The following is a 22,841-nucleotide window of genomic DNA, read 5'->3' as shown; positions in this document are numbered from 1 at the left end:
CTTGATTTCCAGTCCGCTGCCGCTCCCCGGAAATCTCCGGCGGCCCCGGTCGGGGCCTAGAGCAAGATGCGATCAGGCATGATCGCATCTTGCTCTTAAGCTGTTCATGATAGAGCGGATTTACACGATCAGGTGATTCCACCTGATCGCGTTCCGCTCTAGTCGCTGCGCTCCGTTTCAGTTTTCCTTGATAGCGGGGTGTCTCCAAGCACCTTCGGAGCGCAGCGACTAGCCCGCGACTGCGGGCGCCGCAGCGTTTTGGGGAGCGGTAGCGGACCGAAACGCGAGGATAGCCAAAGGGCCGGATGGCCCTGCCGGCGCTTGAGGGACAACAAAAACTTACGCGCTTCCGATCAGAATGCCCGTGGCGAACACCAGCAAGCCGCCCAGCACCACCTGGAAGGCGGCGGCCAGGAAGGGGGTGTCCATGTACCGGTTGCGGATCCAGGAGATGACGGCCAGTTCCACCAGCACCACGCCGGCGGCCACACCCGTGGCCGTCCAGAAATTGGGGATCAGGTAGGGCAGGGTGTGGCCCAGGCCGCCGATGGCGGTCATCAGGCCGCAGACCAGGCCGCGCAGCCAGGGGCTGCCCCGGCCGGTCAGGCTGCCGTCGTCGGACAGCGCCTCGGCGAAACCCATGCTGATGCCGGCCCCCACGGCGGCCGCGATGCCCACCAGGAAGGTCTGCCAGGTGTCGTGGGTGGCGAAAGCGGCAGCGAACAGGGGCGACAGGGTGGACACTGACCCGTCCATCAACCCGGCCAAGCCGGGCTGCACCACCTGCAACACGAACAACCGGCGTTCCGACGCGTGTTCCTCCTCCCGCACTTTCGGGGTGACCAGGCGGGTCTCCAGCGCCTCCGCCCGGGCCTCGTGGCGGCGTTCCTCGTCCGCCAGGTCGCCCAGCAACTGGCGGATGGCGGCGTCGGTGGAACGGCGGGCGGCGCGGGTGTAGAATCGCTTGGTCTCCGCCTCCATCACCTCCGCCTGCTGGCGCACCGTGTCCAGCGCCAGCGGGCGGCTCAGCCACACCGCCTTGCGATGCACGAAACCACGCACGTCCTGGCGGCGGATCAGCGGGATGTGTTCCCCAAAGCGCTTGCGGTACATCTCGATCAGGCGGTGGCGGTGGCCGTTCTCCTCCGCCGCCATGGCGGTGAAGACCTTGGCGCTGTCGGGGAAATTCTCCCGCAGGCCGGTGGCGAACTCGTCATAGATGCGGGAATCCTCCTCCTCCAATGAGACGGCCAGCGCCAGCAGCTCCTGCTCGGTCAGGTCGGAGAAGTCCTTCATGGCGGCGGTAACCTTGGATTGCGGATGGAATGCGCGTCTGCTTGGGCGCCAGACTAGCCGGACACGGGCCGCCGTCAAGCGGCGTCATGGCGCCGATCGCGAGAATTTCTAAATGATAATAATGAGTTGCGCTCTCCATCGCGACTCCGCCCTCGCATCCGGGCATAGGCTCCCTGCGTCAACGCCCCCTCCCGTCCGGGTTTCATTCCGCGGTATTGTCGCCGTGACAGTCTGGCGCCGGCCTTGAACCGGCGTGGATGGAAAGGGCTTCGGCATGTTGAGTTGGCAGACACTTTCGGCTTTTTCCATCACCTGTTTCTTCCTGTCGGCCACGCCGGGTCCGAACATGCTGTTCGCCATGGGCATCGGCCTGCGCCACGGCGTGCGCGCGGCGGCCTGGGCGGGGGCAGGCATGTGCCTGGCGCTGGGCGCCATGGCGGGCCTGTCGGCCGTGGGCATGGCGGCCTTGCTGCAGGCCTCATCCACCGCCTTCATGGTGCTGAAGGTCCTGGGTGTCGCCTACCTGCTGTGGCTGGGCATCCAGGCCTGGCGGGCCGATCCCAATGAGACGCTGCGGTCGGAAAACGCGGTGGAGCAACGGGGCGAGGCCGTGCGCCCCGCCGACGCCCACGCCCATCGGCTGCTGCTGCGCGGCCTGATGGTCTGCGGTTCCAACCCCAAGGCGCTGATCTTCATGGCGGCGTTCTTTCCCGCCTTCATCAATGATGCCGCCCCCCTGACGCCGCAGCTGGTGCTGCTGACCGTGCTGATGGTGGTGATCGAGTTCGGCTGGATCCTGACCTACGCCATCGGCGGCCAGACCCTGGCCAGCCGTCTGCAGACGCCCAAGGCGGCGCGACAGCTGAACCGCTTGACCGGCGGGCTGCTGATCGGCGCCGGCGGCATCCTGGCCCTGATGCGCTGAGCGGGCATGCGCGGCGACTCTGGGCCGGCGGCACCGTGGAAGGCGACAGGCAAGGGCGATCATTTGCAGATCCGTGCGCATGGCCTACAGTGGCCTTGGGGCGGATCGGCCTCATCGTTTTGCCCGCTTGCCGATTTGCCTTTGTCTCCCATCTTTGGGTCTTCACGTCCCCCGGGGTGCCATGCGTTCGCGTCTTCCTTTCCCGCTTTCGATGTCCGGAACCTTGGCGGTGACCGGCCTGGCGGCCGTCCTGCTGTTGTCCGGCTGTTCCTTCTTCGAGGCGGATGAGCCCGAGGCCGGGCAGGCCCCCGCCCCGTCGCATGGCCTGCTTCAGTCGCTCAGCGGTTCCGGGTCCCAGGCGACCCCGGCGCCGACCGCGCCGGTCGCTTCTCCGGCCCCGGCGGCGCCCGTCCGGGTGGCCCAGGCGCCGGTGACGCCCGATGCCGCGCCGCCGCCGGTGGCGGCGCAGGTCTCCGCTCCCCCGGTGCAGGCTCCGCCGGCGTCCATCACCCGGGCCCCCATCACTCAAGCCCCCACTGCCGACACCATCATGCCCGGTGCCGTGGGCCAGGCCGACCGCGCGCCCAAGACCGGCGGGCTGCCGCTGGACGGCCATATCAACCCCCGGCCGGACCCGGTGGACGCCCAGAAACTGGTGGAACAGGCGGACGCGCAGATGGCGGGCAAGGACGGCAAGTCCGCCACGCCGGAAAACATGGCTTCCGCCTTGGCGCTGTTCGAACAGGCCATGGGCCGGGGCAGCCTTAAGGCGCGCGAGGCGCTGGCCCTCTATTATTACTACGGCCGCGGCACGGCCAAGGATCCCCAGCGCGCGGCCGAGGTGGTGAAGCCCGCGGCCGAAGGCGGGCTAGGGATGGCCGCGCTGATCTACGGCCAGCTGTACAACAGCGGCGGCATCCCCGGCGCCCCGGATGAGGCCCAGTACTGGTACAACATCGCGCGCCGCGCCGGCTGTGCCCCGTGCGTCACCACCCACCAGGAATTCCTGAACAGCATCGAGGCCAAGCTGAAGCTGCCGGCCAGCAAGGGCCAGGGTGACCTGCTCAGCGACGCCATCGTCCTGTCCGGCATCAGCGATGATGCCGATGGCGTGAAGCGGGAATACACCACGCTGGGCATCCTCTACCCCGGCTGGAAGCGGGTGGAACAGCGGCTGCTGCAGGAAAACGGCCGCAAGTACGACCAGATGACGCTGGAAAACGGCCGACAGCACCGGGTGCGCGTCTATTTCGACATCACCGACTGGTACGGCGCCGGACACAAGGCGGGATCTTAAGATCGCCCTCAATCGCCGGGCGACGGCACGAGACTCTGACTCGTGCCGCTGTAGGACGCGGATGCGCCCGTCCGGCGCTTGAGGCACGGCATTTGAGTTCAAACGCCGCGCGTCTAGAGCAAGATGCGATCACCCGTGATCGCATCTTGCTCGTAACCTGTTCATGATAGAGCGGATTTACACGATCAGGTGATTCCACCTGATCGCGTTCCGCTCTAAAGATCAGGAGGCCGGGGCCTGGTTCCAGGCGCGGCGCAGGGCTTGGCCGCAGGCCATGCTGGCCAGGTAGGCCTTGGGCGCCATGACCTCGCGCGCGATCAGGCCATAGGTGCGGCGGTCGGCGCTGATCCAGGGGTAGAAGCCCATCATGCCGGGGGCGCTGAAGGCGCCGTCGTCGCCCGGCCCATCCTCGATCCAATGGTTCAGGCTGTAGTGCCAGGGGCGCGGCAGGTCCGGGTGCTGCACGCTGGGGCAGTCGGCGCCTTGCGTGCAGATGGCGTGGCTGCCCAGCAGGTCGCGCAGGCGCAGGTGGCCGGCCACCACCTTGCGCAGGAAGGCGCCATAGGCGGCCGGGCTGGCCTTCAGGCCGCCGGCCACGCGCGGGGCGGCATAGTCCAGGTGCAGTTCGGGGCCCAGCACCCGCCGCACCTCTGCCGCCAGGCCGTAACGGTCCAGGGTGCCCAGGCCCAGGGTGACGGCCAGGTGCTGGTCATGGCCGCCGTTATAGCTGAACTGCCCCTTGTGGCCGGCGTGCAGCGTGCCGTTGCCCTGGCGATCCAGGCAGGCGGCCACGGTGTGGGCGCCGAAGCAGGCCAGCGGATTGAAGCTGTCATAACCCGACCGCATCTCCAGCGCATCCAGCTGGTCCGGCGACAGTTGTCCGCCGGTGCGCTCCACGACATAGGCGGCGAAGACCAGCTTGCTGGATGAGGCCACCTGCAACGGCCGGTTAGCGCTGTAGCGGGTGCCGCGGGCGCCGCTGGCCAACGGGCCGCCGCCGTCGCCGATCTCCCAATAAAAGTCGCCCAGGTCGCGACAGGCGGCCACGGTGTTGATGGCCACCGTCACCGCGCTCTTGCGATGGGCCAGGCCGTGGTGGGGATCGTCCGCCCGCGCGGTGTCGGCCGTCTCGGGCTGGTCGGTGGCGGGCGCATCCAGGTCATTGTCGGCGGCTTCGCCGGGGACGGTGGCGTCAGACACGGCCCCGTGGGCCTGGAACCCGGCCAGGGCCGCATACCCCAGGGCGCAGGCCCCCAGCAGGCGGCGGCGCCATTCCATCGTCGCCTTTGCCGTTGTCCTGGGCGTCGCCGCCGGTACCGTTGATCGCCGTTTCACGCGCACTGTCTTTTGGGCCCACGCCATTCACATCCGCTAGGATGATAGCAAGCCCCCCCGGCCCGGGGTACCGAACGGCCGGGCGCTGTCGTCTTTGTCGCAGGCGGCGGCGGGGCGAACGGCACAAGGCCGGCGACCCAGGGCGGGCGCCGGCCTTGCAAGGCGTGTCACGGATGTACGGTGGGCAAGGTGCTGCTCAGTTGCCCGCTTCCATCAGCCGGTCATAAGCCGGTAGGGTCAGGAATTCGACGAAGCGGTGCTGGAACACCAGGTCGCTGAACAGGCGGGCGGCGTCCTCGTGCCGGCTGTGGACCAGGGCCACCTCGCCCACGCGGCCGATCCAGGCGGCCAATTCCTCGCCGATGATGGTCTCCACCAGCGCTTGGTCCACGGTGCGGCCGTCGTCCAGCATGGCGCCGTGGCGCAGCCACTGCCAGACCTGGGCGCGGCTGATCTCCGCCGTGGCCGCGTCCTCCATCAGGTTGAACAGCGGCACGCAGCCCTGGCCGCGCAGCCAGGCCTCAATATAACCGATGCCCACCGCCACGTTCTGCCGCAGGCCGGCCTCCGTGCGCGGGCCTGCCGGCACGGCCAGCAGGTCGGCCGCCGTCACCCGCACGTCGTGGCAAGTGGCGTGGATCTGGTTGGGCGTGCGCATCAGGTCGTCGAACACGGCGCGCGCCACCGGGACCAAGGCGGGATGGGCGACCCAGGTACCGTCATGGCCATTGTGGGCCTCACGCTCCTTGTCGGCCCGCACCTTGGCGAAGGCCAGGTCGTTGGCGGCCGGATCATCCTTCACCGGGATATAGGCCGCCATGCCGCCGATGGCCGGCGCGCCCCGGCGGTGGCAGGTCTTCACCGCCAGGCGGGAGTAGGCGTTCAGGAAACCCTTGTCCATGGTCACGGCCGCCCGGTCGGGCAGCAGGGCATTGGGGTCCTCGCGGAACTTCTTGATGAAGCTGAAGATGTAGTCCCAGCGGCCGCAGTTCAGGCCGGCGGAATGGCAGCGCAGTTCGTACAGGATCTCATCCATCTCGAACGCCGCCAGGATGCTTTCAATCAGCACCGTGGCCTTGATGGTGCCGGGCTCCAGGCCCAGGCATTCCTGTGCGTGCAGGAAGATGTCGTTCCACAGCCGCGCCTCGGCCCGGCCCTCGATCTTGGGCAGGTAGAAATAGGGGCCGCTGCCGCGGGCCAGCAGTTCGTGGGCGTTGTGGAAGAAATGGAGGCCGAAGTCGAACAGTGCCGCGCTGACCGGGCGGCCGTCGATCAGCACGTGCTTTTCCTCCAGGTGCCAGCCGCGCGGGCGAACCATCAGCACCGCGACCTTGTCGTTCAGGACATACCGCTTGGCCGTCAGCGGATCGGTATGGGTGATGGTGCGGCGGACGGCGTCGCGCAGGTTGATCTGCCCGTCCATCAGGTTGGCCCAGGTGGGGGCGTTGCTGTCCTCGAAATCCGCCATGAATACCTGCGCGCCGGAATTCAGCGCGTTGATGACCATCTTGCGCTCCACCGGCCCGGTGATCTCCACCCGGCGGTCGCGCAGGTCGGCCGGCTGTGGCTCGACCGTCCATTCCTCGTGCCGGGCATAGCCGCAGGCGGGGTTGAAGTCCGGCTTCTCGCCCGCGTCCAGCCGGGCCTGGCGTTCCACCCGCTTTTCCATCAGATAGCGACGGCGCCAGCCGAAGCGGCGTTCCAGGTCGGCGACGAAGGCCAATGCTGCCGGCGTCAGGATGGCGTCATACCCGGGCTTGGACGCGGCGCGAATCTCGATGCGTCCCACCGGGGCATCCGGCGACAGACGGGGGGCCGAGGGGGCGAGCAAGGCGTCAGGCATGATGCTTCTCCCGTTTTTCTTGAAGGGTGAAGGGTGCGGCGGCGGGACGCTCCAGCGTCGTTAAACCCCGCCGCCGCACCCTTCAGGGGCAGGAAAGGCTCTGAGCCCTTCCTGCCGATCTCGTGGTCGGTAAATGTTCCCTCAAGCGCCGGGCGCCAGCATCGGCTGGCTTGGGGCTTCCTCGGCTTTCAGTCCGCTTTCGCTCCCCGAAAACCGGCGGCCCCGGTCGGGGCCTACAGCGGCTTGGCGCCGCTGCTTGAGGGGAAAACCGGGTGGCGGCGGGACGCTCCAGCGTCGTTTACTCCCGCCGCCGCCCGAAGGATGGTCCCAGGCGAACGGTGCGTCGGCCTTTCCCTGGAACCATCCGTTCCTGGACCGGAAGACCTCAGTGGAACTGGTCGGTCTCGGTCGAGTCCTTCATGGCGGTGGTGCTGCTGGTACCGCCGGAGATCGCCAGGGACACGGCGTCGAAATAGCCGGTGCCGACCTCGCGCTGGTGCTTCACCGCGGTGAAGCCCTGCTCCACGGCGGCGAACTCCTTCTCCTGCAACTCCGAGAAGGCGGCCATGCCGCGCTCCTTGTAGCCGCGCGCCAGTTCGAAGGTGGCGTAGTTCAGCGAGTGGAAACCCGCCAGGGTGATGAACTGGAACTTGTAGCCCATGGCGCCCAGTTCCTGCTGGAAGCGGGCGATGGTCGCCTCGTCCAGGTTGGCGCGCCAGTTGAAGCTGGGGGAGCAGTTATAGGCCAGCATCTTGCCCGGGAACTGCTTGTGCACCGCCTCGGCGAAGCGGCGGGCGTCGTCCAGGTTGGGCTTGGACGTTTCCCACCACAGCAGGTCCGCATAGGGGGCGTAGGCCAGGCCGCGGGCGATGCAGTAATCGACACCCATGCCCTTGCGGATGCGGAAGAAGCCTTCCGCCGTGCGGTCGTTGCGGTCGATGAAGGGGTGATCGCGCTCATCCACGTCCGACGTGATCAGCTGCGCGCTTTCGGCGTCGGTGCGGGCCACCACCAGGGTGCTGGTGCCCGAAACGTCGGCGCCCAGGCGGGCGGCGTTCAGGATGCGGATGAACTGCTGGATGGGGATCAGGACCTTGCCGCCCAGATGGCCGCACTTCTTCTCCGACGCCAGCTGGTCTTCGAAATGGACGCCGGCGGCACCGGCCTCGATCATCGACTTCATCAGTTCGAAGGCGTTCAGCGGGCCGCCGAAGCCGGCCTCGGCATCGGCCACGATGGGCACCATCCAGTTGATGCTGTCCTTGCCCTCGGCATGGTGGATCTGGTCGGCGCGCAGCAGGGCGTTGTTGATGCGCTTCACGACGCTGGGAACCGAATTGGCCGGGTACAGGCTCTGGTCCGGATACATCTGGCCCGACAGGTTGGCGTCGGCCGCGACCTGCCAGCCGGACAGGTAAATCGCCTCCAGCCCGGCCCTGGCCATCTGCATGGCCTGGTTGCCGGTGAAGGCGCCCAGGCTGTGGACATAGGGACGGGTGTGCAGCAGTTCCCACAGGCGGCGGGCGCCCAGCTCGGCCAGCGTGTATTCGATCTTGACCGAACCGGACAGGCGCTTGATGTCGTCGGCGGTGTAGTCGCGCTTCACACCTTCGAAGCGGCGGGCATGCAGCGCCTTCAGGTCGGTGGGGGTGGTGCCTTGATCCAGCGGAGCCATGGTCGCTTCATCCTTTCTTGCAAGTCTTTGGGGGCCGCCCGTGGCCGTCGCCCCTGCAATGTTGGTGTGACCGTCGATGGGCGCCTTGTTCGCACCGCGTCCGTCGCGTTCACTGCACTGCATTAGACTTGGGGTATTTGGTAAATCGGATCAATAAGTCTTTGATTGAAAAGTGGTAAGCATGTAATGTCTTGTAATGTCTGTGGATGAAAACTTGTAAAGTTTGTAAATTCACTTACCTCTTCCGGCGCAGTGCGGAAGGGTCTGGAACAAGAAGCCGGGCAACACCGGCGCGGATCGCGGGAGGTATGGGAATGGCGGCTGAAAAGAAGGCGATGCTGGGCCACAAGGTGCGGCGCCTGCGGCGCGACCTGCACCTGACCCAGGCCCAGATGGCGGAGATGCTGGGCATCTCCCCCTCCTACCTCAATCTGATCGAGGGCAATCAGCGGCCACTGACCGTCACCCTGCTGCTGAAGATCGGCCAGACCTTCGATGTCGACCTGTCCACCTTTGCCGAGGATGACGAGGTGCGGCTGGTGGCCGGCCTGCGCGAGGTGTTCGCCGACCCGCTGTTCGACCACAACGACATCAAGAACCAGGACATGAAGGAACTGGCGGCCGTCGCCCCCACCCTGGGCCAGGCGGTCGTCACCCTCTACCGCGCCTATCTGGAGGCGCGCGAGGATGTGCAGGCGCTGGCGGAGAAGGTGGACCACCGCGACCGTGAACAGCCGCAGGCGGCCGGCCAGCACTTCGCCCAGGATGAGGTGGGGGAATTCTTCCAGGACCAGAACAACCATTTCCCCGAACTGGAACTGGCGGCGGAAACGTTGTGGTTCGATGCCGACCTGGATTCGGGCGACCTCTACGGCTCCCTCTCCCGCTTCGTGCACAAGGCGCACGGCCTGACGGTCAAGCTGATGCCGGTGGAGGTGATGGGTGAGACGGTGCGCCGCTACGACCGCCATTCCCGCCGCGTGCTGATCTCCGAAATGCTGCCGCCGGCGGGCCGCACCTTCCAGCTGGCGGTGCAGGTGGCGCTGATGCGCCACCGTGACCTGCTGGGCGCCACGGTGGAGAAGGCCAACATGGTTGCCGAGGAGTCGCGTCAGCTGGCCCGCATCGTCCTGGCGGGATATTTCGCGGCATCCGTCATGATGCCCTACGGCCGCTTCCTGGAGGCGGCGAAGTCCGCGCGGTATGACATCGAGGTGCTGATGCACCGCTTCGTCGCCAGCTTCGAACAGGTCTGCCACCGCCTGACGACCCTGCAGCGGCCGGGGGCCAAGGGCGTGCCCTTCTTCCTGGTGCGGGTGGACCCGGCGGGCAACATCTCCAAACGTTTCAGCGCCGTGCCCGGCTTCCACATGGCGCGCTTCGGCGGCGGCTGCCCGCGCTGGACCGTGCACCAGGCCTTCCGCAATCCGGGACAGATCCTGACCCAGCTGATGCGCATGCCCGACGGCACCAACTATTTCGCCATCGCCCGCACCCTCAGCAAGGCCGGCGGGTGGAAAAGCGTGCCGCGGCAGTTCGCCCTCAGCCTGGGGTGCGAGGGCAGCCAGGCCCACCAGCTGATCTACGCCGACGGCATGGATCTGGCGGGGGGGCAGGCGACACCGGTGGGCACCAACTGCCGCCTCTGTCCCCGCCTGGACTGCACCCAGCGCGCCTTCCCACCCCTGAACCACCGCCTGGTGGTGGATGAGAACATCCGCGGCCTGTCCAGCTACATCGGGCCGCCGACCAGCTGATCGGGGGCTGTAGGCCGCGACTGCGGCCGCCGGAGCTTTCCGGGGAGCGGAGCGGACTGGAAAGCGAGGATCAGCCCAGCCAGCGGATGCTGGCGCCCGGCGCTTGAGGGGGCCTTTGATCGGTCAAGATCAAAGGCCACGCGTATCAGTGCCCTTTGGCTTCGCCGGTGGCTTTGGCGATGGACTCCAAAGCGCTTTTGCCGGCCAGGTTCAGCACGATGACGTAGTTGCGGTAGGCCCGCAGCCGCTGGACCAGCGCCTGGCGCTGTGCCGGATCGATCTGGGCGGGGGCGTCGCCGTAGACGCGCAGGGTCTGCCAGTCGGCCAACTGTGCTTTCTCCTCCTCCATGAACAGGCGCACCGTGTTGTAGGCGTCGGTGTAGGCGCGGACCTGGGCATAGGGGATTTCGGCCAGGGCATGGGTGGCGATGGCCGTGTCCCAACTGGCGGTGGATAGCAGGTCCAGGCGCAGGTTGGGGTACTTCAGCAACTCGCCCTCGGCCGCCTGCGGGCTGGTCAGCAGGGCGATATCCCGTTCCGCGCGGGCGTCGTTGTCGGCGAAATCGGCCAGCACGGCGCTGATCGCGTCGCTGTTGTCTTTCAGTTCCGCATGGAAGCTTTCCACCGCCTCATGCGCCAACTCGTGGCGGTGATAGGCCTCCACCGCCTGTTCCAGGCCCAGGGCGATCAGGATGCCGATGGTGACCACGCCGATGTGGACGGCGAATTCCTTGAGGGAATGGATGGGGCTTTCCGGGGCGTGGATTTCCATGGGCGTGGGGATCCTGCAAAGGTGACAGGGAGACCTGGGGATCATCGGCGGCATGAGCCGGAGTCTCATGCTGCCGTAGGACGCGACGGCGTCTGCCGGAGCATTTTGGGGAGCGTCAGCGGACTGAAATGCGAGGATCAGCCAAGCCGACGGATGTCGGCGCCCGGCGCTTGAGGGGACGAAAGACCAAACTTATTAATCGAATATCTTCTGCAGGAACACCAGATCCAACCAGCGGTCGAACTTGCGTCCCACCTGGGGCAGGCGCCCGGTCTCGGTGAAGCCGAAGCGTTCGTGCAGGCGGATGCTGGTCTCATTGCCGGCCTCGATGCCGGCGATCATGGCGTGCAGGCCGGCGGCCTCGGCGCGCTTCAGCAGGGCCGCCAGCAGGGCGTGGCCGATGCCCCGGCCGCGTGCCGCCGCATCCACGTACAGCGAATTCTCCACCGTGTGCAGATAGCCGGCGAAGGGCCGGAAATCGCCGTAGGAGGCGAAGCCCAGGATCTCACCCGGCGGGGCGTCTGGCCCGTCCGTCGCCACCAGGACGGGGAAACCCTTGGCCTGGCGTTCCGCCAGCCAGGGTGTGCGCGCCGCCACGCTGGTGGGCTCCAGGCTCCACACCGCCGTGGTGTGGACGATGGCGTGGTTCAGGATCTCCACGATTCGCGGCAGGTCGGCCTGGGTGGCGTCGCGGATGTGGATGCCGGGCGGCGGCGGGGGAGGGGGCGTGGTCATGGCGGCGGTCGGTGTCCTGCGTCAGGGGCGCCGCTAAAACACATGATCGCCCTGTATTTGGCAATGACTTGGCATGGATGGCGGTTGCGGGTGCGCCCGGCTGACGGCTACGGTGGCCGCATCAACAAAAAGTCCGCAGGGGATATGTGACGATGGGGATTGCGATGGGGTGGCGGTGCCGGCTGGCGGCCGTGATGCTGTCCGGCACGGCGATGGCGACGATGGCAACGACGGCGCGTGCGGAAGACACGGTGCCCCACGATACCGTGGTCTACGCCGGTTCGCTGATCGATGGCGTCACCTTCACCCCGCGCCACCAGGTCACCATCGTGGTGCAGGGCGGCAAGGTGGTGGCGGTGGAGGCCGGCTACGTCGCCCACCCCGGCGCCACGGTGATCGACCTGAAGGACCAGACGGTCCTGCCCGGCCTGATCGACTGCCACATCCACATCTCCGCCAAGCTGCCCAGCCAGGTCAACGCGGTGGAGGACATGATGACCCACAACGCGGTGGACGCCGTGCTGGACGGCGCCGTCTTCGCCCGCGCCCTGCTGCTGCAGGGGTTCACCAGCGCCCGGGACGTGGGCGGCGGGGATGACACGGTGTCCCTGCGCAACGCCATCAACGCGGGCAAGGTGCCGGGCCCGCGCCTGTGGGTATCGCTGGAACCGCTGGGCCCCACCGGCGGCCATGGCGACCCGTCCAACGGCTTCGATTCCCGCTTGCACCATCCCGATTGGGAAAACGGCATCGTCGACACGCCGGACATGGCGCGCCTGCGGGTGCGCGAACACCACAAGCGCGGCGCCGACCTGATCAAGATCATGCCGTCCGGCGGCATCGCCAGCACGGGCGACGACCCCCGGGCCCAGCTGATGACGAATGAGGAGATCAAGGCCACCATCGACATGGCCCACAGCTTGGGGCTCAAGGTGGCGGCCCACACCTATCCGTCCCAGGCCATCATCAACACCGTGAACGCCGGCGTCGATTCCATTGAGCACGGATCGTTCGCGGATGCCGAGGCGGTGAAGGCCATGAAGGCGCACGGCACCTACCTGGTGCCCACCCTGACCGTCTACGACGTGTTCATGAAGGCCGCCCAGGAACATCCCGAACTGCTGCCCCCGGGGACGGCGGAAAAGGAACTGGCCAACGACGCCATCCCGAAGCGCAACCTGCCGCTGGCCTACAAGGCGGGGGTCAAGATCGCCTACGGCACCGACATCGGCGAGGGCGACCACGCCCGCGAATTCGCCTTGCTGGCGGAGGCCGGCGTGACCCCGGCCGACACCCTGATGTTCGCCACCCGCAACGCCGCCGACCTGGTCGGCGCGTCGGACCGCATCGGCACGGTGCAGCCCGGCCGTTTCGCCGACCTGATCGCCGTGGCCGGCGACCCCCTGACCCATCTGGAGTTGATGGAACAGGTGCGGTTTGTCATGAAGGGTGGCGTGGTCTACAAGGCCGACGGCCGGCCCACCCTGTGACGATGGCCGGCCCCGGGTGACGGAGGCGATGATGGGCGCGGTGAGATGATGGGCGCGGTGAACGGAGGTCGCATCGGGTGGATGGATCGCCTGCGCGCGCGCATCCCGTTCTTCCGGGCCTTCCAGGAGCGGGCGCAGTCCGACTGGCGGCTGGCCGCCTACGACCTGCAGCCCCTGGTCTGGTCGCCTGGGGTGCGGGACGCCCTGGCGGGCGTGGTGGCCTTCTTCCAGGCCAAGTCGCTGTGGCCCAGCCCGTCCAACGTGGCGCGGTCCTGGGCGCGGGATCTGGCCTGGCAAGGCCTGGTGACCCTGCCGCCGCTGGGCGGTGACCGCCTGGCCGAGATCCGCGCCCATTTCGACAGCCTGCCCCGCCCTGTCGCCGACGGGACGGGTACGGCGTCTTATGCGGCGGCGGACGTCCTGGCGGCGCCGCACGTGCTGTCGCTGCTGAACGATTCCACCCTGCTGGACATGGCGGAGGTGTACCTGGGCTGCAAGCCGGTGCTGGACGCCGTGCGCTGTGGCTGGACCGACGGGGCCGCGCCGGCGCCGGGATACCGTCGCGCCTGGGACACGCTGAAGGGCTTCACCCTGTTCTTCCACCTGACGGATGTGCCGGAGGATGGCGCCTTCGTCTTCGTGCGGGGCAGCCACCGCGATTCGCGCCTGGCGGTGGCGTGGCCCTGCGAGGATGTCCTGGTCCATCGCCTCTTCGGCGTGGACAAGGCCACCGCCCTGGCCGGGCCGGCCGGCACGCGTTTCATCGCCGATACCGCCGGCTTCCATAAGCGGCGGCTGGGGACGGCTGGTGCCGGCGGCCTGGTGCTGTCGGCACAGTACAATGTGCACGCCTCCCCCCACATGCCACGCCCGCCGTGGCTGGGCCGGGACAGCAACTTCGATCCCGACGTCAATCAACTGATCATGCGCCGGCGCTAGGGTGCGATCCCCCGCTTGGATCGTATGACAGGCCAGGGTAGTGTTGATCAGTCCAATAACCACCGATGGGGGCGGCTTTGGGGCGTGTATGTGCTTGGGTCGGGCGGACGGCGCTGGTGCCGCTGGTCATGATGCAGTTGGCCATGGGGCCGGCGCGGGCGGCGATCTTCGGGCCCGCCACGCCGGCGGCTGCGGAACAGGCGGCCACCGCCTGGCTTGACCAGGTGGACACCGCGCTGGACATCCACGCCTGCGACCTGGCCGATCGGGTGTGCGCGCTGGGCCTGCATAGCCTGGCCTGGTCGGCCGTGGGGCTGGCCAGCGCCTATCCCGATTGCCCAGGCGACAAGGGCTGCCTGGCCGATCGCGCGGCGGCGGCGGCCCGCATCAAGGCGCGGGCCCAGGCGGTGGACACCCGGCTGGACGTGGTGCGCGACGACTTCTCCATCCCCTACACCATGGAACACCGCCATCTGCCACCCACGGCGGCGACGGTGGATGACCTCAGTCGGCAGGTGATGGCCGATGTGCAGGCCAGCACCTGCCCGGCCACGCAGGCGGCGTGCGTGGCCGGTGAACTGGTCGCCCTGCATGAGGTGCTGCTGCTGGCCAACCGCCAGCCGGTGTGCCAGGCACTGCCGGCAGCCGACCAGGCCCCCTGCCTGAAGGCCAAGGCTCAACGAGTAAAGGATGTGGCGGCCCTGGCCCATGACCGCCTTCTGCGTCTGTTCGACCGGCTGGGCGCCTGGCCGGCCGCCGCCGATTGGGGCCTGCGCGCCGACATCGCGGCCGGCACCCTGCTGCAGATGATGGCGACGGACGGGGTTTTGGCCGCCAAGGCCCTGCCCCTGGCTCAAGCGGCGGCGGAGGCCGGCCGTTCCCCCGGTGCCGGCTACGCCCTGTTGCACGACCGCCTGGCCTTGGCCACCAACACTGTCCAGCTTTACGGCACCCAGGGCGCCTGTGACGAGATCAGCCACACCTGGCACGCCTATACCCTGGCCGATCCCGGCCAGCTGGACGGCCGTCGTGCCGCCCTGGGTCTGGAACCGGCGACTGCCTATCAGGCGCGCATGGATGCCGGCTGCAAGGGGATGGGTTCTGCCCCGGTCAAGGCGGATGCGGCGCCGGTAGCGCAATGATTCAATGAAAAACCCCGCCCAGATCGATCCGGGCGGGGTCAAAACATCAATGGCTTTCCGGTGCCGGGCTCAGGCGCCGTGGCACTTCTTGTACTTCTTGCCGCTGCCGCAGGGGCAGGGGTCGTTGCGGCCCACCTTGTCGGCGGTGCGGGGGCGGGGGCCCATGGCGCCGTCGACGTAGTACCAGCGGCCGTCGCGCTTTTCGAAGTTGCTGGTCTCGTGGTGCAGGTAGTCCTTGCCCTCGAACTTGAAGCGGGCCACGAACTCCACCTTGCCGGTGTCGTCTTCCGGGCCGCCGGCTTCCGTCCAGCGGACTTCCAGGCCCTGCCACTCGCTGTCGCGGGCCCACTGCTCGGTTTCTTCGCGGTTGAAGTCCGCGGTCGTCTCCGGCAGCAGGGTGCTTTCCAGATAGTCCACGTTCTGGACGATGAAGGCGGAATAGCGCGAGCGCATCAGCGCCTCGGCCGTCGGCGGCAGGGCGGTGCCGGCGTGATAGGGGCCGCAGCACTCTTCATAGGGGCGGGCGTTGCCGCAGTGGCACTGGCTCATGGGGTCACGGGTCTCATGGGATAAGGGGTGCGTCATGGGCTGCCACATAACTCAAACCGGCGCCGGACGCCAGCCTTGGCGCGGACCTTCCGCATAGGGTGGATCGCGCAAGGCCGGAATCGGCTTGGAAGCATTGCCCCGCCCGCCGGCCGGAATCCAGGTTCCAAAACCCGGCGCGCCGGCTGTGCGGCCCAGACCTGCATGGATGCACCCCTTGTGTCCGTTCGGTCGCGAACACATTTGCAGTACAGGATGTGTGCCCGGGTGTCAGCCGGGGCCGTTAATCGCCGGGCGGCAAGCACCGCCGGTGACCGACCCCCGAGACCGACACCACGCTTTCGTGTCTTCCCGAGCACCTGTCCCTGCTGATTTGTCCAGGGAGTGCGCCATCATGTCCATGACCGGGTTCCCCACCACCATCGCGTCGAACACTGGGTCCGCTGGTGCCTCCGCATCGCCGCGGTGGCGTCGTCTGCTGATGTCGGGCCTGGTCGCCGGGTTGGCGCTGACATCGCTCAGCGGCTGCGTGGCCAGCGACTATTACGGTTACGGCACGCCCACCACGGCGTCGGCCTCCGCCTACAGTTATGACTATGACTACCCCTATTATTATGGGGCCGGTTATTACGACCCCTACTATTACGGCGCCTACGGCGTCGGCTTCCCCTATTACGCCGGCGCCTATTGGGGTGGCGGCTATTGGGGCGGCCGCGGCGGTTGGGGTGGCGGCCGGTTCGGCGGCTACCATGGCGGCGGCTTCCATGGGGGCGGTGGCTTCCATGGCGGTGGTGGTGGCTTCCACGGCGGTGGCGGCCGGGGTCACTAAGCCCTCCAGCCTTGCGTCTCAAGCGGGAATCCCTGTCGCGCCCGGCCCCTCTCCCAGGGGGCCGGGCGTTGGCGTCATTGGGGGCCAGCCTGCGTCAGCGTGCCACGTCAAAAGCCTGATGATGCCTAGGCTCCGCCGTCTTCTCGTCGCATTTGGGGGCCATCTTGAAGTCATGCCGATAGCCACGTTGCTGAGGCGCCGGGATGGCGCCGGGGCTACGGCCAGATTGTCCGGAGAGAGATCATGAGTGACCGTTCCCGTTCCATCGTGACCCGGCTGGTGCTGGCCGGGATGGTGCTGGCCGGACTGTCCGGTTGCATCATCGAAGACCGCCCCTATCACGACCATCATCACTACTGGCATTACTGATCCGCCAGCCCCGGGCGTGACGGCCGGTTAGGCCCATCAAAGGCCGGGGGAACCCTTTCAAAGTGGGTTCCTTCGGCCTTTGTCTGTGTCCCATACGCGCGGCCTTTGATCTTGACCGATCAAAGGCCCCCTCAAGCGCCGGGCGCCAGCATCCGCTGGCTTGGGCTTCCTCAGTTTCCAGTCCACTGCGTTTCCCGAAAACTTCCGGCGGACGCGGTCGCGTCCTACAGCGGCACGAGTCAGAGTCTCGTGCCGCTGGCACATTAACCATCCCGTAACGATGCCCACCGCGCCACGCGGGGCTGATCCGCCAAAGGGCCGGTTGGTCAGCGGCGCGCCGGACGCCATCATTATCGCATCGCAACAGTTAGGCATTGGCGGGCAGCCCGGGACGGCGCCCCCTGGGGGTTCGACGTGACGGCGGAGCGGGTGGTCGAGGGCGGTATGGCCCCGGTGGTGGCGTCGGCGGGCGAGGTCGTTCGAAAGGGCACGGGCCTGTTCACGCAGCGTGGCGTGGGTTTCGTCGCCATGCTGGCCCTGCTGATGTCCTTCGGTTCCATGTCCGTCGACATGTACCTGCCGGCCATGCCGCAGATCGCCCAGGATTTGGGCATCACCCAGGCCGGCGTCGAGGCCTCCCTCTCCGCCTTCTTCCTGGCCTTCGGCCTGTGCCAGCTGTTCTGGGGGCCGCTGGGCGACCGCTACGGCCGCCGCGGCCCGGTGCTGGCCGGCATCCTGCTGTACCTGGCAGGCAGTGCGGGGTGTGCGGCCGCCAGCGACATCACCATGCTGAGTTTCAGCCGCGCCATGCAGGCGGCGGGCGCCTGCGCCGCCCCGGTGCTGGCCCGCGCCATGGTGCGTGACGTCTTCGACCGCGATCGCGCCGCCAGCGTCTTTTCCCTGATGATGCTGATCATGGGTGTCGCCCCGATGGCGGCGCCGCTGGTGGGTGGCCAGGTGCTGGCCATCCTGGGCTGGCGCGCCATCTTCTGGGTGCAGGCCGGCTTCGGCCTGATCGCCATGGTCGGCCTGCTCAGCCAGCCGGAGACCCTGCACCCCACGGCGCGGGCCAATGCGCGTGTCTGGGACCAGGTGCGCGCCTACGGCAAGCTTCTGTCCAGTGGCCGTTTCCTGGGTTATGCCCTGACCAGCAGCATGATCTACGGCGGCATGTTCGCCTACATCGCGGGCACACCCTTCGTCTACATCGACTATTTCCACGTCCGGCCGGGCCTGTACGGCTTGCTGTTCGGCGTCAACATCGTCGGCATGATCATCGTCAACATGGTCAACAGCCGGCTGGTGCTGCGCCTGGGCACCGACCGCCTGCTGGCCCTGGGGTCGGCCTGCATCGCCGTGTTCGGCATCGGCCTGGCGGTGGCCGGGTGGACGGGCTTCGGCGGCCTCTATGGTATCGTCGCCGGGCTGTTCCTGTTCATGGCCTTCACCGGCCTGATCGGCGCCAACTCCACCGCTGGCGCGCTGGCCTCATACCCGCATATGGCGGGCACGGCGTCCGCCCTGATGGGCTCCACCCAGTTCGTCACCGGCGCCGTCGTCGGCACCCTGGTGGGCTGGCTGGCCGACGGCACCCCCTGGCCCATGACCGCCATCATCGGCGGCGTGGGCGTGCTGGGTTTCGTCTTCAACCGCGTCTTCATCCGCTGATACGTGTGGCATTTGAACGTGACCGTTCAAATGCCCCCTCAGGCGCCGGGCGCCAGCATCCGCTGGCTTGGGCTTCCTCGCTTTCCAGTCCGCCCGGCTCCCCGGAAAGCTCCGGCGCCCGCGGTCGCGGGCTACAGCGGCGCGAGTCGAAATTTTGTGCCGCTGGTACAAGCCGGACGCGGCGCTGGTGAGGGGCGGCATCTATCCCGTTAACCGATGTGCGCCGCGTCACTGAGACGCGGCGGGCGGCGCTGTACATAGCTGCACGATTGCAGCGGACCCGGGCGGAGGGCCATCCCGAAGGGGGCCGGTGCGAAACGGTTCACGCCTTTTCTCGCGTTCCATTCAGACATCCTGTCCCCTGGCGGCGTCCCTTACGGAGCGGCCGGGGCGCACCCCCACTTTGCCGGATCGAAGGTTCACGATGTCCACGACGTCCCCGCGTTCCCTGGCCGCCGCTTCCGGGGCCACCCGCTTCTGGTTCAACCGGTCGGTGACCAGCCGACTGGCCGCCGCCTTCCTGCCGCTGATGCTGGCGGCCTGCGCGCTGGACGGGGAAACCCCGACCGATCCCGCCAAGACGCTGGCGATGCCGTCCCAGTGGGACGCCACCAGCACCCAGGGCGGTGCCGCCGACAACACCACCAAGGTCGCCGCCGTGACGACCCAGGCAGCCGCCTGGCCCACGACCGACTGGTGGGCCGGCTTCAACTCGCTGGAACTGACGCAGATTCTGGCGCAGGCGCGGGCCGACAACCCCGACCTGGGTGCCGCCGCCGCCCGCATCGCCCAGGCGGAGGCGCAGGCCGAAATCTCCGGCGCGTCCCTATGGCCCAGCGTGCAACTGGGGCTGGACAGCACCCGCACCATGACCCGCAACATCAAGGGTTCGGCCGCCGCCCCCCTGACCAGCGTGTCGCCCACCGATTATGCCGGCAACGTGCACAGCGTCACGGCGTCGGCCAGCTATGAGATCGACTTCTGGGGGAAGAACCGCGCCACGCGCGACTCCGCCCAGTTCAGCCTGGACGCCAGCCGTTTCGACAATGAGACGGTGGCCCTGGCGCTCAGCAGCAACGTCGCCAGCACCTACTTCCAGATCCTGTCGTTGCGCGACCGGCTGACGGTGGCGCGCGGTAACCTGGACAACGCCCAGGGCGTGCTGAACCTGATCCAGGCGCGGGTCGAGGCTGGCGCCGACAGCCAGCTGGACCTGGTGCAGCAGAAGGCCACCGTGGCTGCCCAGCGCGCCGCCATCCCGGCCCTGGAACAGCAGGAACGCATCCAGCTGAACGCGCTGGCCATCCTGCTGGGCCGTCCGCCGGAAGGCTTCCAGGTGCAGGCCACCGGCATGGCCGACGTGCAGCCGCCGGCGCTGGGCACCGGCGTTCCGGCCGAACTGCTGGCCCGCCGCCCCGACATCCGTTATGCCGAAGCGCAGTTGGCTGCCGCCGGCGCCGACATCAAGGTGGCGCGTACCCAGATGCTGCCGTCGGTGAGCCTGAACGCCAGCACCGGGGTGGAGGCCGCCACCCTGGCCCATCTGGTGAACGCCCCCACCCTGCTGGCCAGCCTGGGCGCCGATATCGCGCAGAGCATCTTCTCCGGCGGCCGGCTGGAGGGCCAGGTGCACCAGGCCCAGGGCCGGCATCGCGAGTTGGCGGAGAGCTACCGCAAGGCCGCCCTGTCCGCCCTGTCGGACGTTGAGGGTGCCGTCTACTCCATCGACCGCTACCAGGACCAGTACACCCTGCAGCGCGACGCCGTGGCGCAGAGCCAGCGGGCGTTCGAGTTGGCGGAGGATCGCTACAAGGGCGGCCTGACCGACCTGCAGACCCTGCTGGACACGCAGCGCACGCTGCTGACCACCCAGGACACCCTGGCCCAGGTGAAGCTGTCGCGGGTGCAGGCCAGCGTCAGCCTGTACAAGGCGCTGGGTGGCGGCTGGCAGGATGATGGCAGCTCCTTCCTGTCGCAGGCCCAGGCCGCGCGCTGAAGCTTGTTCGTGTTCCCTCAGGCGGCGGGCGGGCCCATCCGGGCCCTTGCCTCACGGACCTGACCGGTCCGGGCCGGCAGTCGCCGGCCTCCACCGGCACGAGGCGGCGCCTCATGCCGGTGGCACGCAGAAAAAAGGGCGGTCCCTCAGGGCCGCCCTTTTCACATCAGCTCCGCGCGGCTTCCGCCACGTAGTCCCACAGGCCTTTGTCGAAGGGCAGGCCCTGGCCTTGCGGGTCGCGGGCAAGCGCCTTTTGCCACAGGCCGCCGGTGCGGGCGGCCACGGCCGCGTCGCCCTGGGTGAAGGCGGCGGTCAGGCCCTGCCAGCGTTTTGCCGCGTCCTTGGCGCGGGCGTCGGTGGCGGGCACGCCGGCCGTCCGCAGGGCCTGGATGTCGGCGATCAAGGTTGCCCAGGCGCGCGCGCCCTCGGCCGCCGCCTCCGGTGTGCCGGTGGGCGTCAAAAGGTCGGCGCGCTGTTCGGCCGTATAGTCCTCAGCCAGGACGGTGCGCAGGGTTTCAGGCAGGGTGGTCATGTCCAATCTCCGGATCAATATGCACAGATCATCGACGGAGATCGGGGTGGTGTCGGTGCGGGCCAGGGCCTGTTGCACCAGGTCCAGCCCGGCTTGCGCCGCCGCCAGCCGCCCGCGCCAGAGGGTGGCTTGCACCTCCAGCACGCGCCGCAGCGACGGGGTGTCGCCAGCCAGGACACGGGAGATCTCGGCCAGTGACAACCCGAGGGATTTAAGCGCCTGGATGATGCCCAGGCGCTGGAACTCCCGGGGGCCGTACAGCCGCCAGCCCTTTTCGGTGCGGGGCGGATCCAGCAGGCCGCGCGCCTCGTACACCCGCAGCGCCCGTACCGTCAGCCCTACCTGCGCGGCGGCGTCGGCCGCCGTCAGGACGGGGGATGCCGCTACGGGCTTGTGGGCCATGGCCTTTTTCTCCCAACGCACCGTCATTCCCCAATCATTCGTCGATAAAGGGACGGTGCGGCTATGACCCAAGGTCCGGCTCAAGGGTTATTTTCATTCCCCTCAAACGCCGGGCGGGCGCATCCGCGCCCTAAGGCTTGTCCTCCCTTTCCAGTCCGCCTTCGGCTCCCCGGAAAGGTCCGGCGGCTGCGGTCGCAGCCTACGGCGGCATGGCAAGGCTCATGCCGCCGACATCAGGGGGCCGCGTAGTCGACCGTCAGCGGTGCGTGGTCGCTGAAGCGCTGGTCCTTGAAGATGGCGGCACTTTTGGCCGTGGCGGCGACGCCCGGCGTGGCGATCTGGTAGTCGATGCGCCAGCCCACGTTCTTGGCCCAGGCCTGGCCCCGGTTGGACCACCACGTGTAGCCTTCCTCCCCCGCTTCCGGGTACAGGCGGCGATAGACGTCGACCCAACCCTGTTCGTCGAACAGGCGGGTCAGCCAGGCGCGCTCCTCCGGCAGGAAGCCGGAGTTCTTCAGGTTGCCCTTCCAGTTTTTCAGGTCGATTTCCTTGTGGGCGATGTTCCAGTCCCCGCAGATGACGACCTGGCGCCCCGCTTGGGCCAAGGCGGCCATGTGCGGCAGGAAGCGTTCCATGAAGGCGAACTTGGCGGCCTGGCGGTGTTCGCCGCTGGACCCCGACGGCAGGTAGACCGACACCACCGACAACTCACCGAAGATGGCCTCGACATAACGGCCCTCGGCATCGATGTCCTCATGTCCCAGGCCCACGATCACCTGGTCGGGCGCCCGGCGGGTGTAGATGCCGACGCCGCTGTAGCCCTTCTTCCCCGCGTACTGGAAAAATCCCTGGTAGCCGGGGGGCGCCAGCATCAGCGGCGTCATGTCCGGGCTTTGCGCCTTCAGTTCCTGGACGCAGACGACATCGGCGTCCTGGGCCGCCATCCAATCGAAGAAGCCCTTGGTGTTGGCCGAACGGATGCCGTTCAGGTTGGCGGAGATGATGCGCATGGGATGGGGGTTCCGTCAGGGTTCAGGCCAAAGAAAAGGGGGGCCGCCGGGGCCCCCCTCTCGGTAAACAAAATGAACGGTTTCAGCAACAGCGGCCGACCTTGCCGCTGTACCGCGCCTCCTGCCGTTCGCGGAAGAACTCCTCCCGCGTCATGATGGGCAGGTCCGGATGGTTCAGCCGCCGGTGTTCGACATAGCTGTCGTAATCCGGCAGCCCGACCATCAGGTTGGCCATGCGGGCCACCAGCTTGGCGAAGCTTTGCGGTTGCGCCGTCGCCGCCAT

At 68.0% G+C, this 22,841-nt stretch carries 20 protein-coding genes; 10 read left to right on the top strand and 10 right to left on the bottom strand.

Annotation, left to right across the window (positions count from 1 at the left end; translation table 11 throughout):
• Positions 1 to 339: 339 nt before the first annotated feature.
• Positions 340 to 1,296: a ferritin family protein gene (locus tag PW843_01730; GenBank protein ID MDE1145322.1), complete on the bottom strand. Its 957-nt coding sequence runs from the start codon at positions 1,294 to 1,296 to the stop codon at positions 340 to 342.
• A gap of 274 nt (positions 1,297 to 1,570) precedes the next feature.
• On the opposite strand from PW843_01730, the gene PW843_01725 reads away from it, so the two are divergent.
• Entirely contained in the window at positions 1,571 to 2,221 is a 651-nt protein-coding gene (locus tag PW843_01725) for a LysE family translocator (protein ID MDE1145321.1), read from the top strand.
• 229 nt (positions 2,222 to 2,450) lie between these two features.
• Complete coding sequence (locus PW843_01720) at positions 2,451 to 3,518, top strand: tetratricopeptide repeat protein (protein ID MDE1145320.1); 1,068 nt, start codon at positions 2,451 to 2,453, stop codon at positions 3,516 to 3,518.
• A 222-nt stretch (positions 3,519 to 3,740) separates the two neighbouring features.
• On the opposite strand, the gene PW843_01715 is transcribed toward PW843_01720, so the two are convergent.
• The 3 genes from PW843_01715 to aceA form a co-directional block, all read right to left on the bottom strand.
• The gene (locus PW843_01715; GenBank protein MDE1145319.1) at positions 3,741 to 4,796 is read right to left on the bottom strand and encodes a hypothetical protein; all 1,056 of its coding nucleotides are present in this window, start codon (positions 4,794 to 4,796) and stop codon (positions 3,741 to 3,743) included.
• 253 nt (positions 4,797 to 5,049) lie between these two features.
• Positions 5,050 to 6,696 (bottom strand): malate synthase A, encoded by a 1,647-nt coding sequence (gene aceB / locus PW843_01710; protein MDE1145318.1) that lies wholly within the window; start codon positions 6,694 to 6,696, stop codon positions 5,050 to 5,052.
• Between the two features lie 385 nt (positions 6,697 to 7,081).
• Complete coding sequence (aceA, locus tag PW843_01705; protein ID MDE1145317.1) at positions 7,082 to 8,371, bottom strand: isocitrate lyase; 1,290 nt, start codon at positions 8,369 to 8,371, stop codon at positions 7,082 to 7,084.
• A 314-nt stretch (positions 8,372 to 8,685) separates the two neighbouring features.
• Between aceA and PW843_01700 the strand changes: the two genes are divergently transcribed.
• Entirely contained in the window at positions 8,686 to 10,128 is a 1,443-nt protein-coding gene (locus PW843_01700; GenBank protein ID MDE1145316.1) for a short-chain fatty acyl-CoA regulator family protein, read from the top strand.
• Between the two features lie 145 nt (positions 10,129 to 10,273).
• Here PW843_01700 and PW843_01695 read toward each other — a convergent pair whose 3' ends face one another.
• Both PW843_01695 and PW843_01690 read right to left on the bottom strand, forming a co-directional pair.
• Positions 10,274 to 10,900, bottom strand: a complete 627-nt coding sequence (locus PW843_01695) for a hypothetical protein (protein MDE1145315.1) — start codon at positions 10,898 to 10,900, stop codon at positions 10,274 to 10,276.
• Positions 10,901 to 11,095: 195 nt separating this feature from the next.
• Complete coding sequence (locus PW843_01690; protein MDE1145314.1) at positions 11,096 to 11,635, bottom strand: GNAT family N-acetyltransferase; 540 nt, start codon at positions 11,633 to 11,635, stop codon at positions 11,096 to 11,098.
• Positions 11,636 to 11,799: 164 nt separating this feature from the next.
• Between PW843_01690 and PW843_01685 the strand changes: the two genes are divergently transcribed.
• From PW843_01685 to PW843_01675, 3 genes are all read left to right on the top strand, one after another.
• Complete coding sequence (locus tag PW843_01685; GenBank protein ID MDE1145313.1) at positions 11,800 to 13,125, top strand: amidohydrolase family protein; 1,326 nt, start codon at positions 11,800 to 11,802, stop codon at positions 13,123 to 13,125.
• Between the two features lie 81 nt (positions 13,126 to 13,206).
• Positions 13,207 to 14,064 carry a hypothetical protein gene (locus PW843_01680; protein MDE1145312.1) on the top strand — a complete coding sequence of 286 codons (858 nt, stop codon included), beginning with the start codon at positions 13,207 to 13,209 and terminating at the stop codon, positions 14,062 to 14,064.
• A gap of 116 nt (positions 14,065 to 14,180) precedes the next feature.
• Entirely contained in the window at positions 14,181 to 15,206 is a 1,026-nt protein-coding gene (locus PW843_01675) for a hypothetical protein (GenBank protein ID MDE1145311.1), read from the top strand.
• Positions 15,207 to 15,275: 69 nt separating this feature from the next.
• On the opposite strand, the gene PW843_01670 is transcribed toward PW843_01675, so the two are convergent.
• Positions 15,276 to 15,755, bottom strand: a complete 480-nt coding sequence (locus PW843_01670; GenBank protein MDE1145310.1) for a YchJ family protein — start codon at positions 15,753 to 15,755, stop codon at positions 15,276 to 15,278.
• Positions 15,756 to 16,146: 391 nt separating this feature from the next.
• On the opposite strand from PW843_01670, the gene PW843_01665 reads away from it, so the two are divergent.
• From PW843_01665 to PW843_01650, 4 genes are all read left to right on the top strand, one after another.
• Positions 16,147 to 16,581, top strand: coding sequence for a hypothetical protein (locus tag PW843_01665; GenBank protein ID MDE1145309.1), 435 nt, complete (start codon positions 16,147 to 16,149; stop codon positions 16,579 to 16,581).
• 243 nt (positions 16,582 to 16,824) lie between these two features.
• Positions 16,825 to 16,950 carry a hypothetical protein gene (locus PW843_01660; GenBank protein MDE1145308.1) on the top strand — a complete coding sequence of 42 codons (126 nt, stop codon included), beginning with the start codon at positions 16,825 to 16,827 and terminating at the stop codon, positions 16,948 to 16,950.
• A gap of 414 nt (positions 16,951 to 17,364) precedes the next feature.
• Positions 17,365 to 18,618, top strand: a complete 1,254-nt coding sequence (locus PW843_01655; protein MDE1145307.1) for a Bcr/CflA family multidrug efflux MFS transporter — start codon at positions 17,365 to 17,367, stop codon at positions 18,616 to 18,618.
• A 424-nt stretch (positions 18,619 to 19,042) separates the two neighbouring features.
• Positions 19,043 to 20,614 carry an efflux transporter outer membrane subunit gene (locus tag PW843_01650; protein MDE1145306.1) on the top strand — a complete coding sequence of 524 codons (1,572 nt, stop codon included), beginning with the start codon at positions 19,043 to 19,045 and terminating at the stop codon, positions 20,612 to 20,614.
• Positions 20,615 to 20,780: 166 nt separating this feature from the next.
• Here PW843_01650 and PW843_01645 read toward each other — a convergent pair whose 3' ends face one another.
• The 3 genes from PW843_01645 to PW843_01635 form a co-directional block, all read right to left on the bottom strand.
• Positions 20,781 to 21,575 (bottom strand): MerR family transcriptional regulator, encoded by a 795-nt coding sequence (locus PW843_01645; GenBank protein MDE1145305.1) that lies wholly within the window; start codon positions 21,573 to 21,575, stop codon positions 20,781 to 20,783.
• A gap of 206 nt (positions 21,576 to 21,781) precedes the next feature.
• Positions 21,782 to 22,558, bottom strand: a complete 777-nt coding sequence (locus PW843_01640) for an exodeoxyribonuclease III (protein ID MDE1145304.1) — start codon at positions 22,556 to 22,558, stop codon at positions 21,782 to 21,784.
• 82 nt (positions 22,559 to 22,640) lie between these two features.
• Positions 22,641 to 22,841, bottom strand: coding sequence for a YbdD/YjiX family protein (locus PW843_01635; protein ID MDE1145303.1), 201 nt, complete (start codon positions 22,839 to 22,841; stop codon positions 22,641 to 22,643).

The organism is Azospirillaceae bacterium (assembly GCA_028283825.1).
Classification (GTDB): domain Bacteria; phylum Pseudomonadota; class Alphaproteobacteria; order Azospirillales; family Azospirillaceae; genus Nitrospirillum.
The sequence above is the reverse complement of the archived record's forward strand: the minus strand, read 5'-3'. Positions and strand labels throughout refer to the sequence as shown.